Source organism: Streptomyces thermoalcalitolerans, from assembly GCF_039525155.1.
Lineage (GTDB): Bacteria > Actinomycetota > Actinomycetes > Streptomycetales > Streptomycetaceae > Streptomyces > Streptomyces thermovulgaris.
Window position 1 is genome coordinate 107887 of the sequence record NZ_BAAAHG010000015.1, and the last position, 12944, is coordinate 120830.

Annotated in this window: 13 protein-coding genes; 8 read left to right on the forward strand and 5 right to left on the reverse strand. The window is 72.0% G+C overall.

The features are described from left to right. Nucleotides 1-13: 13 nt before the first annotated feature. Nucleotides 14-694: an MmyB family transcriptional regulator gene (locus tag ABD224_RS12105; RefSeq protein WP_344049468.1), complete on the reverse strand. Its 681-nt coding sequence runs from the start codon at nt 692-694 to the stop codon at nt 14-16. Between the two features lie 235 nt (nt 695-929). Here ABD224_RS12105 and ABD224_RS12110 point away from each other — a divergent pair, with 235 nt between their 5' ends. From ABD224_RS12110 to ABD224_RS12120, 3 genes are all read left to right on the forward strand, one after another. Further along, a complete protein-coding gene (locus ABD224_RS12110) occupies nt 930-1589 on the forward strand; it encodes a helix-turn-helix domain-containing protein (RefSeq protein WP_344049469.1) in 660 nt (219 codons plus the stop codon). A gap of 32 nt (nt 1590-1621) precedes the next feature. Then, entirely contained in the window at nt 1622-2182 is a 561-nt protein-coding gene (locus tag ABD224_RS12115) for a toxin-antitoxin system, toxin component (RefSeq protein ID WP_344049479.1), read from the forward strand. Between the two features lie 323 nt (nt 2183-2505). Then, nucleotides 2506-2733, forward strand: coding sequence for a hypothetical protein (locus ABD224_RS12120; RefSeq protein ID WP_344049470.1), 228 nt, complete (start codon nt 2506-2508; stop codon nt 2731-2733). Nucleotides 2734-2824: 91 nt separating this feature from the next. Here ABD224_RS12120 and ABD224_RS12125 read toward each other — a convergent pair whose 3' ends face one another. The 3 genes from ABD224_RS12125 to ABD224_RS12135 all read right to left on the reverse strand — a co-directional run bounded on the left by ABD224_RS12125 (nt 2825) and on the right by ABD224_RS12135 (nt 6602). Continuing rightward, nucleotides 2825-3505: a 4'-phosphopantetheinyl transferase family protein gene (locus tag ABD224_RS12125; RefSeq protein ID WP_344049471.1), complete on the reverse strand. Its 681-nt coding sequence runs from the start codon at nt 3503-3505 to the stop codon at nt 2825-2827. Nucleotides 3506-3735: 230 nt separating this feature from the next. Then, nucleotides 3736-4695: a dTDP-glucose 4,6-dehydratase gene (rfbB, locus tag ABD224_RS12130; protein ID WP_344049472.1), complete on the reverse strand. Its 960-nt coding sequence runs from the start codon at nt 4693-4695 to the stop codon at nt 3736-3738. A 569-nt stretch (nt 4696-5264) separates the two neighbouring features. Next, nucleotides 5265-6602, reverse strand: coding sequence for a 6-phospho-beta-glucosidase (locus ABD224_RS12135; RefSeq protein ID WP_344049473.1), 1338 nt, complete (start codon nt 6600-6602; stop codon nt 5265-5267). A gap of 308 nt (nt 6603-6910) precedes the next feature. Between ABD224_RS12135 and ABD224_RS12140 the strand changes: the two genes are divergently transcribed. The 4 genes from ABD224_RS12140 (at nt 6911) to gnd (ending at nt 11205) form a co-directional block, all read left to right on the forward strand. Next, nucleotides 6911-8323, forward strand: a complete 1413-nt coding sequence (locus ABD224_RS12140) for a glycoside hydrolase family 16 protein (protein WP_344049474.1) — start codon at nt 6911-6913, stop codon at nt 8321-8323. Between the two features lie 668 nt (nt 8324-8991). Further along, nucleotides 8992-9276, forward strand: a complete 285-nt coding sequence (locus ABD224_RS12145; protein ID WP_425580962.1) for a hypothetical protein — start codon at nt 8992-8994, stop codon at nt 9274-9276. After that, nucleotides 9273-10208, forward strand: coding sequence for a glucose-6-phosphate dehydrogenase assembly protein OpcA (gene opcA, locus ABD224_RS12150; RefSeq protein WP_344049475.1), 936 nt, complete (start codon nt 9273-9275; stop codon nt 10206-10208). Before ABD224_RS12145 ends, opcA begins: the two co-directional genes overlap by 4 nt. A gap of 76 nt (nt 10209-10284) precedes the next feature. Further along, the gene (gnd, locus tag ABD224_RS12155) at nt 10285-11205 is read left to right on the forward strand and encodes a phosphogluconate dehydrogenase (NAD(+)-dependent, decarboxylating) (RefSeq protein ID WP_344049480.1); all 921 of its coding nucleotides are present in this window, start codon (nt 10285-10287) and stop codon (nt 11203-11205) included. Nucleotides 11206-11332: 127 nt separating this feature from the next. Here gnd and ABD224_RS12160 read toward each other — a convergent pair whose 3' ends face one another. Beyond that, a complete protein-coding gene (locus ABD224_RS12160; RefSeq protein WP_344049476.1) occupies nt 11333-11923 on the reverse strand; it encodes a TetR/AcrR family transcriptional regulator in 591 nt (196 codons plus the stop codon). Nucleotides 11924-12037: 114 nt separating this feature from the next. Here ABD224_RS12160 and ABD224_RS12165 point away from each other — a divergent pair. Then, a partial coding sequence (locus tag ABD224_RS12165) for an NAD(P)-dependent oxidoreductase (RefSeq protein WP_344049477.1) occupies nt 12038-12944 on the forward strand: 907 nt, incomplete at its 3' end.

The window sequence follows — 12944 nt, forward strand, 5'->3', positions numbered from 1 at the left end:
CGACCGGTGAGGGTCAGGACTCCGGAGTGGGGACCACGGTGAGGTGGCCGGAGCCGCGCCGGGAGCGGCGGGGCCTGCGCGGGGCCGCGGCGGTGCGGCGGGGGCGGCGGGTCTCGCGCAGCACCAGGGTGAGACGGGTGTAGCCGAGGTCGCGCAGGGTGGCCGGGGTCTCCTCGATGATGCGGCACTCGGTGGCGCCCCAGCGCGGATCGGGGTGCAGCAGGGGACGGATCGCGCCGTCGGACGCCGCGGCGGTCTCGCCGACCGCGCGGATCCAGTGCGGCAGCCCCTGCCGGTAGGCGGCCTCCATGATGGGGTCCTCGGCGATGTCCCGGCGGATGGCCTGCAGTTCGTGGTCGTGGCCGTACCGTTCCACGGCCTCGGCGAAGTGGGCCAGCATCGGCAGGCACCAGCGCGACTCGTGCTCGCCGAGGACCGTGCACGCGTCCGGGTGGAAGAGGACGAAGCGCAGGAAGTTGTCGTCCGGCATGGCCGTCGGGTGCGGGCCGATGCCGCGGAAGAGCGAGGTGAAGGCGCTGTTGGTCAGCACCACGTCCCAGCGGTGGTCGACGACGAGAGAAGGAAAGGAGACGGCCTCCAGGAACCTGGCGTAGTCCCGCAGGTACTCCTGCGCCTCGGGACGGACGGGGACGGGCCGCGGCGCCGACCGCTGCCCTCCTGCCTGATGTGCCATCGGGAGGTCACCCCTTATGCCTCTGCGGCCTTCACGCGGCGCCTTGATCCTGGTGTTCACCCGCGGTCATGTCAACTATCGTGGCATTTCATGCCGCTTGACGGCTGAAATTGGCCACAGTTGTGGCGAGACCTGGATGTGAGTTCGAACTACCGCTAGTCTCCGTCAAGTTCACGGCACACCGTCTTTGTGGGAAATCCGTGAGAAGCCCGTGAGAGACGTAGGAGATCTGTCGGTGACGGATGGCATCGAAGGTCCGGACGCCACGGCGCCGGCCATGCTGTCGGCCGTCGTCGCACGCGTCACCGCACTTGCCGACCGGCTCGGTGTACCCCGGGAGGAGGTCTTCGACGTCGGCCGCCTCTCCGTGTCCTGCGGCGTGCCGGAGCCGGTGATCAAGGCACTGCTGAGCGGCCGGCCCGCGGGTGAGCCGGATGTGCAGGCCCGGTTCCTGCAGCGGCTGGACCTGCTGCGCCGCACCCGGCTCAAGCCCAACGGACGCCGCTACACCCAGCAGGAGATCGCCGACGGCGCGGGCATGTCGCGGCAGCAGGCGGGCGCGCTGATCAACGGCGACCGGCGTCCGACGATGGAGCACTGCGACGCCATTCAGCGCTTCTTCCGGGTGCACGCCGGGTTCCTCACGGCCGAGGACCCCGAGGCGCTGGCGGGTGCTCTGCAGCGCATCGAGCAGGAACTGCTCCAGCGGCTCGCCGACCGCGAGCGGGAGGCGGAGAAGACGGAACCCGACGACCCGCTGGAGCGGCTGCTGCAGAACCACGGAGTGCGCGGGATCGCGTGGCGGGCCGCGCAGCTGCCCACCGACCAGCACCGGCACAAGGTCGCCGAGTGGCTGGACATGCTTCTGGAGAGCGTCAAGCGGCCCGAGTCGTGATGCTGGGGAGAGGCATGGGCATCGGCAGGAACATGCGCCGGCTGTGCGCCGAGCTGCTCGACGAGCTGACGCTGCCGGCGCCGGCCCAGCCCGCCGACCTGTGCACCGCGCTGTGCGACGCGATGAGCAGGCGCCGCGGACGGCCCGTCCGCTTCCGTACGGCCGCCTTCCCGCCAGGGACCGCCAGCGGGCTGTGGCTCGACATGCGCGACCAGGACCTGATCCTGGTCGAGGAGCGCACCGCCCCCGACCACCAGCTGGTGATCCTCGGCCATGAGCTGTGGCACATGCAGGCCGGCCACAGCAGCCACGACGTCGACGGTGTCGGCGTCGCCGCCCGTCTGCTCGAGGAGGGCGCGGACCTTCAGGCGGTCGTGCACAGGGCCGCCGCACGCAGTCACTTCGACCTGGCCGAGGAGGAGGAAGCCGAGCGCTTCGGCCTTCTGCTCGCCAGCAAGTGCCGTACGTGGCTGGCGGGTTCGTCCCTGCGCGGCCCGGTGCAGCGCAACCATCTGGCCGGCCGGATCGAGGCGTCGCTGGGCTATCTGGGGCGACGCGTGGAAGGAGAGGGTCCGGGCCGGGGGCGTTCGTAGGCGGGGACCGCCGGGGCGGGTGTGCCGTCGGGCGGTATCCGGAGTCCGAGCGCATGGGGCCCTGGCGCAAGCGCATGGGTTCCCCTGACGCACCCGCCCATCCAAGGTGCCGGCACCCGGGGAGCGGAAGTACCGCCGGGTCCAGCTGCGCCGAGCGGGGATGTGGTGCCGGGTGCGGGGTTGTCGGTGGGAGGTGGCACGCTGGGGTGCGTGCCGCCGTCGTACGAAGGCGTCGTCACAAGGGCGTCGTCGTACGGGGGCACATGCGTCGTCCGGGGACCGGGGGCGCGACCGTGTGGTGCCGAGACCGGGGAGAGCGACGCATGTCCACCGCCGTACCGACCGACCACGAACGTGCCGCCGTCCAGGCGTATGCACGGCTTCTGCGCACCGTGCGCGCCGCGTTCGACGGTGTCCCGGACGGCGTCCGGCCCAGGGTGGTGCCGCCCGCCGTGCTCGCCGAGGCGGAACAGGCCCTGGCCCGCGCGGGCCTGGCGGGCAACGAGGAGGACTTCTTCCGTCTGCTGCACCACTGGTGCCCGCGTGCGTGAACCGGTCGGCCTCTTCCGTCCTCGCGGGTGCGGAGCGGCACCCTGGTGTCCGTGCGCGTGAACCGCTCGGAGGTGCGGGACCGTCACCCGGTCAGGGGTGCGGGGCCGTCACCGCGGTGGCCACCAGGCCCCGCCCGACGGTCCAGCGTCCCTCGAAGCAGTCGAGGCGTCGGTCGCCGACCAGCGGGCCCGGCACCAGGAGCCGCGCCCGGAAGCCGCCGTGCCGGCCGGTGCCCGCGGCGGTGCGGATCTCGATGTCCGCCTCCATGAAGTCCAGCCACGCGCCGGTGAGCGGGAACCACGCCTTGTAGACGGACTCCTTCGCGCTGAAGAGCAGCCGGTCCCAGTGCACGTCCGGGTGCAGCACGGCCAGGTCGGCCAGACGCCGCTGCTCGGCGGGGAGGGCGACGGTGGGCAGCACGTCCTCCGGCAGCGGGGCGTGGGGTTCGGCGTCGATGCCGAGGGAGGCCAGGTCGGTGGTGCGGGCCAGGGCGGCGGCACGATAGCCGTCGCAGTGGGTCATGCTGCCGGTCAGCCCGTCCGGCCAGCGCGGAGCCCCTCGCTCACCGGGCAGGACGGGCTGCGGCGGCACGCCGAGCTTCTCCATGGCGCGGCGGGCGCAGGCGCGCACGCCGGTGAACTCGCGTCGGCGTTTGTCGACCGCCCGCGCCACCAGTGCCCGCTCCTCGGGGTACAGCGGGGCACGGTCGGTCTCCTCGTCGCCGTACGTCTCCACGGCCACCACCGAGTCCGGGAGCAGCTCCTCGATCACCGGACTCCGGCCTCCCCCGTCACTTCGTCACCTTTCGCCCCGTCATCTCTCGCCTCCGGCCGCCTTGGTCGCCCCGGCCGTCCTGGTCGCCTTGGTCGCCCGTACGACGGGCACCACAAGAGCACATCGGGCGGCGGCAGGACAAGGGCGACCCGTGCCGGCCGCGGTCCGGGGTGGTCGACGCGTGCGGAGGGACTTGGTGCCGGACAGGGAGCGGTGCACCCGCCCCGTCACCGGTCGGCGTGCCGTGACCACCACTCCCGGTGCTCCGCGTACCAGGCCACCGTCTGTGCCAGCCCCGTCTCGAAGTCGACCTGCGGTACGAATCCCAGCTCGTCCCGGATCTTGTCGCTGCACAGGGCGTACCGGCGGTCGTGCCCCTTGCGGTCGGCGACGTGGTCGACCCTGCTCCAGTCGGCCCCGCAGGCGGCGAGCAGCCGGTCCACCAGCTCGCGGTTGGTCAACTCCGTTCCACCGCCGATGTGGTAGATCTCGCCGGGCCGTCCCTTGTGCAGGACCAGTTCCACCCCCCGGCAGTGGTCCTCGACGTGCAGCCACTCGCGTATGTGGCCGCCGTCGCCGTACAGCGGGACACGTCCGCCGTCGAGGAGGCGGGTGACGAACAGCGGGATCAGCTTCTCCGGGTACTGGTACGGGCCGTAGTTGTTGGAGCAGCGGGTGATCACGACGTCCATGCCGTGGGTCCGGTGGTAGGCCAGGGCCAGCAGGTCGGCGCCGGCCTTGGACGCGGAGTAGGGCGAGGAGGGCGCGAGCGGCTGGGACTCCGTCCAGGCGCCCTCGTCGATCGAGCCGTACACCTCGTCGGTCGAGATGTGCACGAAGCGTGCCACGCCGTGCCGGTGGGCCGCGTCCAGCAGCACCTGGGTGCCGAGCACATTGGTGGAGACGAAGGGCGCGGCGCCCGTGATCGACCGGTCGACGTGCGACTCGGCGGCGAAGTGGACCACGGCGTCGTGTCCCGGCATCACCTCGTCGACGGTGCCGGCGTCCCGGATGTCGCCGTGCACGAAGGTGTAGCCGGGGCGGTCGGCGACCGGCGCGAGGTTGGCCGGGTTGCCCGCGTAGGTCAGTGCGTCCAGCACCGTCACCTGGTCGGTGCCCCGGGTCAGCAGTCCCCGGACGAACTGCGACCCGATGAACCCGGCCCCGCCCGTGACGAGTATGCGCATGATCACCGCTCTTCTCCGTGTCACCTTTGTGCCGCTGTCCGTAACTTTCCTACGGCTCTCGTCCGGGGGTCTGTCCGGGGCTTCACCGGCTCGAAGGAAGAGGGCAGTCCCGGGTGGCCGGAGGGCGGTTCCGGGCCGTCTTCCGCCGTCGGCGTCCGGGTCCGGCGGGGGTCGGCTCCGCGGGGGTCGGCAGCCGACGAGTTCGCGGCGACGGGCTCCCGCGGCAGAGGATCGGCGACCGCCGGGGCGGGCATGGCGGGCGGCCCGTGCCGGATGCCGCCGCGTGAGATCAACACGCCTGTTCAGCAGGGTGGTTGGCGCCCGGTGAGGGCCCGGGTGAGATGGCGTCATGGTGAAGGTCCCGGCCTCTTTCCAAGATTTTTTCGTCCAGGGTGTATCAGGACCCGGAACAGTGGTTCTCAAGTGTGGGGGCCACGGGGGAGCCAATACGGGGGAACCAGGGGGGGACCACGGGGGAACCGGGCCGGTCGGTCGCCGAACGGGGGAGCGACCGACCGGCCCGCGTACACCCCTGCACACCCTCTACGCACGCCCCCTGCGCCCTGCGCCTACGTCAGATACGCAAGGCCGGGATGGACGGCGATGTAGCCGTCGACGAGGCGACGGGCAATGGTCACCGAGTCGACGAGCGGATGCAGCGCGAAGGCCTTCACCGCCGTCGCACGGGAGCCCGACTCGGCCGCCGCGAGCACTTCGCGCTCGACCGCCTTCACCGCGCAGACCAGCCCGGTGGCGTGACCGGGCAGCGGATCCACCGAGACGGGGTGCGCGCCGCTCGCGTCGACCAGACAGGGCACCTCGACGACGGCCTCGGAGTCCAGCACGGAAAGGGTGCCGCGATTGCGGACGTTGAGGATCAGCGTGGTGCGCTCGTCACGGGCGATGGCCCGCATCAGGGCGAGGGCCACCTTCTCGTAGCCGCCCGAGAGGTCGTCGGCCTCCCGCTCCCCCGCCCCGGCCGCCTCGCGGTTCTCGGCCATGTAGGTGGCCTCGCGTTCGGCCCGGGTGCGGTTCCAGGCGGCCAGTGCCGAGGTGTCCGGGTTCCTCGCCTCCTGGTAGAAGCGGGCCTGCTGGTCGCGCAGGAAGGCGCCGCGGGTCTTCCCGGCCTGCTGGTAGGCGCGTACGGCCTCGCGGTGGAAGTAGTAGTAGTGCAGGTACTCGTTGGGGATCGCGCCGAGCGAGCGCAGCCACTGCGCGCCGAAGAGCCTGCCCTCCTCGAAGGAGCCGAGCAGGTGGGGGTCGGCGAGCAGGCGCGGGAGTTCGTCGCGCCCGGCCACACGCAGACCGCGCACCCAGCCGAGGTGGTTGAGACCGGCGTAGTCGATCCACGCCCGGCGCGGGTCCACGCCCAGCACCCGGGCGATACGGCGGCCGAGGCCGACCGGCGAGTCGCAGATGCCGATGACCCGGTCGCCGAGGTGACGGGACATCGCCTCGGTGACCAGGCCGGCCGGGTTGGTGAAGTTGATGACCCAGGCCTCGGGCGCGAGGCGGGCCACCCGCCGGGCGATGTCGACGGCCACGGGCACCGTACGCAGTCCGTAGGCGATGCCGCCCGCGCCGACCGTCTCCTGCCCGAGCACCCCCTCGGCGAGCGCCACCTGCTCGTCGTGCACCCGCCCCTCGAGCCCGCCGACCCGGATCGCGGAGAACACGAAGTCGGCGCCGCGCAGCGCGTCGTCCAGATCGGTGGTGACTCGCACCTCGGGCGCGTCCGGCACCCCGTCGGCCTGCTCGGCCAGCACCCGGGTGATGGCCGTCAGCCGGGCCGTGTCCACGTCATGCAGGACGACATGCGTCACCCGCCCGTCGGCACGGTCGGCGAGGAGTGCGCCGTAGACGAGCGGTACGCGGAATCCCCCGCCGCCGAGGATGGTGAGCCTCACGTCTGTCCCTTGTCCCTTTCGCGCCGTTCCGGGCTGTGTCCGTGGGGCGGGGTTCCGCCCCGCTGCCTACTCTTCCATCCTCCGGGGCCCAGTCCTCGAGTCCTCCGGGGACAACACGGAAATCTCCGCCTTCATCAGCTGAACTCCCGTGCTCTGCAAGGACTTTCTTTGTTTTAACTCTTGACGGCCGCAGCAGTCGGGAGCACATTGGCGGCGCAACCTCGCGTGAGAGCGCTCTCAAAAACCTCCCCGTGCGCTCCCCCGCAAGGCTCTCGCGTACCCACTCCCCACCCGAGAGGCTTCCCCCCATGAGTAAATCCTCCGGCGCACCCGTCGGCGTCTGTCGCAGACGGCGCTCCGTGCGGCGTGCGTTCGTCTCCGCTCTCGGCGCACTCGGCCTGGCGGCGGCCGTCGCCTTCACCGCGGCTCCCCCCGCGAGCGCCTCCGCCCCCACACCCCCGTCCGGCTGGACGCAGGTCTTCCTCGACGACTTCGACGGCCCCGCCGGGTCCGGTGTCAACACCAACAACTGGCAGTACGCCACCGGTACTTCGTACCCGGGCGGTCCTCCCAACTGGGGCACCGGCGAGGTCGAGACGATGACCTCGAGCACCAGCAACGTCTCCCTGGACGGTCAGGGCAATCTGCACATCACCCCGCGCCGGGACGCCGCCGGCAACTGGACCTCCGGCCGCATCGAGACCAGGCGCACCGACTTCCAGCCCCCGGCCGGCGGCAAGCTGCGCGTGCAGGCCCGTATCCAGCTGCCCAACGTCACCGGCGCCGCCGCCAAGGGCTACTGGCCCGCCTTCTGGATGCTGGGCGGGCCCTACCGGGGCAACTACTACAACTGGCCCGCCGTCGGCGAGTTCGACATCATGGAGAACGTCCAGGGTCTCAACACCGCCTGGGCGGCCATGCACTGCGGTGTCAACCCCAACGGGCCGTGCAACGAGACCACGGGCATCAGCGGTTCGACGTCGTGCACCGGCACCACCTGCCAGGCGGGCTTCCACACCTACGCGCTGGAGTGGGACAGGTCGACCAGCCCCGAGGAGGTCCGTTTCTACCTCGACGGGGTCAACTTCCACACCGTCCGGGCCAACCAGATGGACCCGACGACCTGGGCCAACGCCACCAACCACGGCTTCTTCATCATCCTGAACGTGGCCATGGGCGGCGGCTTCCCCGCGGCGTTCGGCGGCGGTCCCGACAGCGGCACCCAGCCCGGCCACCCGATGGTCGTGGACTATGTGCAGGTGCTCCAGTCCTCCGGCGGCGGGAGCGATCCCACGCCGCAGCCCGGCAACCGTGACGCCTACAGCCCCATCCAGGCCGAGTCCTTCGACGGCCAGAGCGGCGTGATGACCGAGTCGACCACCGACACCGGCGGCGGCCAGAACATCGGCGCGCTCGCGAACGGCGACTGGGCGCTCTACAAGGGCGTCAACTTCGGTTCCACCCCGGCCCGGCAGTTCTACGCCCGCGTCGCCAGCGGCGCGCCCCAGGGGGTCAGCGGGCTGGTCGAGGTGCGGCTGGACAGCCGCAGCAACTCCCCCATCGGGAGCTTCGCCGTGGCCAACACGGGCGGCTGGCAGTCCTGGCGGACGATCCCCGCGAACATCAGCCCGGTGACCGGCACCCATGACGTCTATCTCACCTTCACCAGCGGTCAGCCGGCGGACTTCGTGAACGTCAACTGGTTCAACTTCGGCCACTGACAGTCACCAGCCGAACACCCGATCGGACACCAGTTCGACATTTCGGGGCTCCACGCACACGCGTGGGGCCCCGTTGTCGTGCCGTCTGCATGATCATGACCGTTTCGCGGTACTCGCTACCGCGGCACTCGCCGGTCCGGCTCACCGGCCCGCACCGGCCCGGCGGTGGCCGAGCGGCCGGTGGCCTCCTGCGACGAGGCCGCACGGCTGCCCGGGGACGAGGCGAACGAGGGAGCGGACGGAGGGACGACGTGGATGAAGGGGCTGGAGGGGCTGGAGGGGATAGCAGGGGCAGAGGGGATGGAGGGAACGGAGGGGACGCGGTATGACCGGCAGACCCGCCGAGCCGGCCACCGTGCTCGCCCCGGTCGTGCCTTCCGCCGAACGGGTGAGGCCGCCGCGCGGAGCCCGGGACCGCCGGCCGCCGCGGCCCACAAGACCGACCGGACCGACCGGACCAACTGGGCCGACCGGGCCGACCGGCCCTGCTCGGCCGTCCGGCCCCACTCGGCCGACCGGCCGCACGCCGACGCCGGGGAGGACCGGGGCTCCGCGCAGAGGATGCACGGGGCCGCGGGGAAACCGGCCGGGAGCACCGTCGTGATCCGCGGCCGCACGGACGGCCGCCCGGACAGGGGCATGACCGTCCGGCCCGGCTCCGGAGGGACCTGGAGACCCGGAACGCGTCACCGCACCTCGTCCGCGCCAGGTCCTTCACGGGGTCCGGCCCCCGAGCGTACGAATTTCTCGCCTTTCCCGTCCCGGACATGCTGCCCGGTGACGCCGACCGGTTCCTCCGCCGCCAGGAAGTGGAAGAGTCCTGGGGAACCCTCGGCCGATCGAGGCGTACTGGGGCGAACACGGCAGGCCGGCCCAGTACCCGGCGGGCCCCGGGGCCCGCGGAAGCCGACGAGATGCTCGCACGAGACGGACGGAGCTGGCGCAGGCCATGAAGATCGATCTGACCGACATCACCGCGGGTGACATCAACAGGGCACTGGTCCAGGGCCGCCGTGCCATCGGCACACCCGCCGTGGGCATGGTCCTGACGATGGTCATCGTCACGGACGAGGAGAACGCCTACGACGCGCTCAAGGCCGCCGAGGAGGCCTCGTACGAGCATCCCTCGCGCACGCTGGTCGTGATCAGGCGGCACGCCCGCACCCTGCGGGACCGGACGAGCTGCCGGCTGGACGCGGAGGTGCGGGTGGGCGCCGAGGCCGGCAGCGGCGAGACGGTCGTGCTGCGCACCTACGGCGACGTGTCCGACCACGCCGACTCGGTGGTGCTGCCGCTGCTGCTGCCCGACGCCCCCGTGGTCGTGTGGTGGCCGGCGGACGCTCCCGACAACCCCTCCACGGACCCGCTGGGCAGGCTGGCCCAGCGCAGGATCACCGACCTGTACGCCGTCGAGCACCCCCTGGAGGTCCTGGAGACCCGCGCCCGCTTCTACACCCCCGGCGACACCGACCTCGCCTGGACCCGGCTCACCCCCTGGCGCTCGCTCCTGGCCGCGGCCCTGGACCAGGCCCCGGTGAAGGTGACCTCGGCGGCCGTGGAGGCCGAGGCGGAGAACCCGAGCGCGGAGCTGCTGGCCCGCTGGCTGGAGGCCCGGCTGACGGTGAAGGCCGACCGCGTGGTCTCCGCCGGCCCGCTGGTCACGGCCGTACGGCTGGGCACCGACAACGGCGAGATCGTCCTCGACCGGCCCAAGGGCCCGCTGGCCACGCTGACCCTGCCGGGCCAGCCGTCGCGCACCCTCGCGCTGAAGGTCCGCCCCCTGTCGGAGCTCATCGCCGAGGAGCTGCGCCGCCTCGACGCCGACGACATGTACGCCGTCGCCCTGCGCGGCAAGGACCTCAGGGCCCTTGAGGAGACCGTCTGACATGCCCGGCACCCCGTCCACCGCCGCCCTCGTGGCCGCGGACCGCACTCTGAGGAAGTGAGCTGACATGGCATCGATACAGTTGGGCCTGATCGGCCTCGGCAAGATGGGCGGCAACATGCGGGAGCGTCTCCGCAAGGCCGGCATCACCGTGGTCGGCTACGACCGCGACCCCACACGCTCCGACGTGGACAGCCTGGTCGAGCTCGTGGACCGGCTCGAGTCGCCGCGCACGGTCTGGGTGATGGTCCCGGCCGGTGAGGCCACCCACTCCGTCATCGACCAGCTGTCGGCCCTGCTCAAGCCCGGCGACATCGTCGTCGACGGCGGCAACTCCCGGTGGACGGACGACGAGAAGCACGCCAAGCTGCTGCACGCGCGGGGCATCGGCTTCGTCGACGCGGGCGTCTCCGGCGGGGTGTGGGGCCTGCAGAACGGCTACGCACTGATGGTGGGCGGCGACAAGGAGCACATCCAGTGGCTGGAGCCGATCTTCGACGCGCTCAAGCCCGAGGGACCGTACGGCTTCGTCCACGCGGGCAGGGTGGGCGCGGGCCACTTCGCGAAGATGGTCCACAACGGCATCGAGTACGCGATCATGCAGGCCTACGCCGAGGGCTGGGAGCTGCTGGAGAAGGTCGACTTCGTGGACAACGTCCGTGAGGTCTTCCGCTCCTGGCAGGACGGCACCGTCATCCGCTCCTGGCTGCTCGACCTCGCCGTGAACGCCCTCGACGAGGACGAGCACCTGGAGAAGCTGCGCGGCTACGCGGAGGACTCCGGCGAGGGCCGGTGGACCGTGCAGGCCGCCATCGACAACGCCGTGCCGATGCCGGCCGTCGCCGCCGCCCTGTTCGCGCGCTTCTCCTCCCGCCAGGAGGACTCGCCGCAGATGAAGATGGTCGCCGCGCTGCGCAACCAGTTCGGCGGACACGCCGTGGAGCTGGAGAGGCCGGAGGCGGGGAAGACCGCGAAGACGGCGGAGAAGGCGGGGTGAGAGAAGCGAAGAGGGGCTGAGCCGGGTCCGCCGGTGCGCGGTGTGCCGCCCGGCCGTCGCAGCGGCTTGCCGGCATCGGCCGCAGGCGTGGCGGTTCGCACCGCGTGCCTCGCGGCACGGCCCGGCATCAGCTCTCACGCGCGGCGTCGAGGAGCGGGCCCAGTTCGCGGGCCACGGTCGTCAGGGGACGTACGCCTCCCTCGGCGCGGGCCATGACGATGGCCCCCTCCAGAGCACTGATCATCAGCGTGGCGAGCGACTCGGCCCGCTCGGCCGGTACTCCCATGCCGGTCAGGGCCTCGGCCACCGGCTTCCGCCAGGTCGCGAACGCTGCGGCGGCCGCCTCCCGGGTCGAGGGGGCGGACGAGACGCAGTCCACCGTGGCCGAGACGACCGGGCATCCGGAGAGGAAGCCGGCCGTCTCGTACTCGTCGGTCCACTGCCGGACCATCGCGGCGAACAGCCCGCTCGGCGTCGGTTCGCTCATCCCCGCCATGAAGCGGGCGATCCGCTTGCCGGCATACCGGCCGGCCCACGCCACCGCCTCGTTGACCAGCTGTTCCTTGCCGCCCGGGAAGTAGTGCTGCAGGGATCCGCGCGGCGCGCCGGCATGGGCGGCGACATCCCGCATGCCGGTCGCGCCCACACCGTCACGCCGGATCAGCTGGGCCGCGCTGAAGACCATCCGCTCGCGCGGCCCCCGCTCGGTCCCCGTCATCGTCGGCCTCCCGATGCTGTGTGCCCTGCTGCGCACCTCACCCTATGACCACTGTCATAATCGCCGCTACTATGACGGCCGTCATAACGCGGTCCCGAACTCAGGGCGGTCCTCGTGAATGTTGGTTTCATCGGGCTCGGAGTCATGGGGCAGCCCATGGCGCTCCGGCTGGCCCGCTCCGGCACCCCCCTCGTCGTGTGGAACCGCACGGCCTCCCGCACCGCTCCCCTGCGCGCGGCCGGCGCCGAGGTGGCCGCGGATCCCGGTGAGGTGTTCGCGCGGGCGGACGTGGTGTTCCTGATGCTGGCGGACGGCCCCGCGATCGACGCCGTTCTCGGCCGGGGCGGCCCGGACTTCGCCGCCCGGGTCGCCGGGCGGGTGGTCGTCCACATGGGAACCACCTCGCCCGCGTACTCACGTGCCCTGGAGGCCGACGTGCGGGCCGCGGGCGGGAGTTACGTCGAAGCACCCGTCTCGGGCTCCCGCGTCCCGGCGGAGAACGGCCGGCTGGTGGCGATGCTCGCCGGCGAGGAGCGGGCGGTGGAGGCCGTACGGCCGCTGCTGGCCCCTCTGTGCCAGGAGACGTTCGTGTGCGGTCCCGTGCCGGACGCGCTGCTGATGAAGCTGTCGGTGAACCTGTTCCTGATCACACTGGTGACCGGGCTCACCGAGGCGTTCCACTTCGCCGAGCGGCAGGGGCTCGACCGGCGTCTGCTCCTCGACGTCCTGGACGCCGGCCCGATGGCCAGCCCGGTCTCCCGGATGAAGGCGCCCAAGCTGCTGGCAGGGGACTTCGACGTGCAGGCGGCCGTCCTCGACGTACTGAAGAACAACCGGCTGATCGCCGAGGCCGCCCGTGCGTCCGGCACCGCCTCCCCGCTGCTGGACGTGTGCCACGCCCTGTTCGAGGAGACGGTGTCGCTCGGACACGGCGACGAGGACATGGTGGCCGTTCTGCGGGCCATCGAGGCCCGGACGGCCGCCGGTCCGGCACAGGCGGCCGCCGGTCCGGTACGGGCGG

What these genes read in the sequence shown, in the direction of transcription:
- ABD224_RS12105 (WP_344049468.1), bottom strand. Translation starts at nt 694, where the DNA reads ATGGCACATCAGGCAGGAGGGCAGCGGTCGGCGCCGCGGCCCGTCCCC.
- ABD224_RS12115 (WP_344049479.1), top strand. Translation starts at nt 1,622, where the DNA reads ATGCGCCGGCTGTGCGCCGAGCTGCTCGACGAGCTGACGCTGCCGGCG.
- ABD224_RS12120 (WP_344049470.1), top strand. Translation starts at nt 2,506, where the DNA reads ATGTCCACCGCCGTACCGACCGACCACGAACGTGCCGCCGTCCAGGCG.
- rfbB (WP_344049472.1), bottom strand. Translation starts at nt 4,695, where the DNA reads ATGCGCATACTCGTCACGGGCGGGGCCGGGTTCATCGGGTCGCAGTTC.
- ABD224_RS12140 (WP_344049474.1), top strand. Translation starts at nt 6,911, where the DNA reads ATGAGTAAATCCTCCGGCGCACCCGTCGGCGTCTGTCGCAGACGGCGC.
- opcA (WP_344049475.1), top strand. Translation starts at nt 9,273, where the DNA reads ATGAAGATCGATCTGACCGACATCACCGCGGGTGACATCAACAGGGCA.
- ABD224_RS12160 (WP_344049476.1), bottom strand. Translation starts at nt 11,923, where the DNA reads ATGACGGGGACCGAGCGGGGGCCGCGCGAGCGGATGGTCTTCAGCGCG.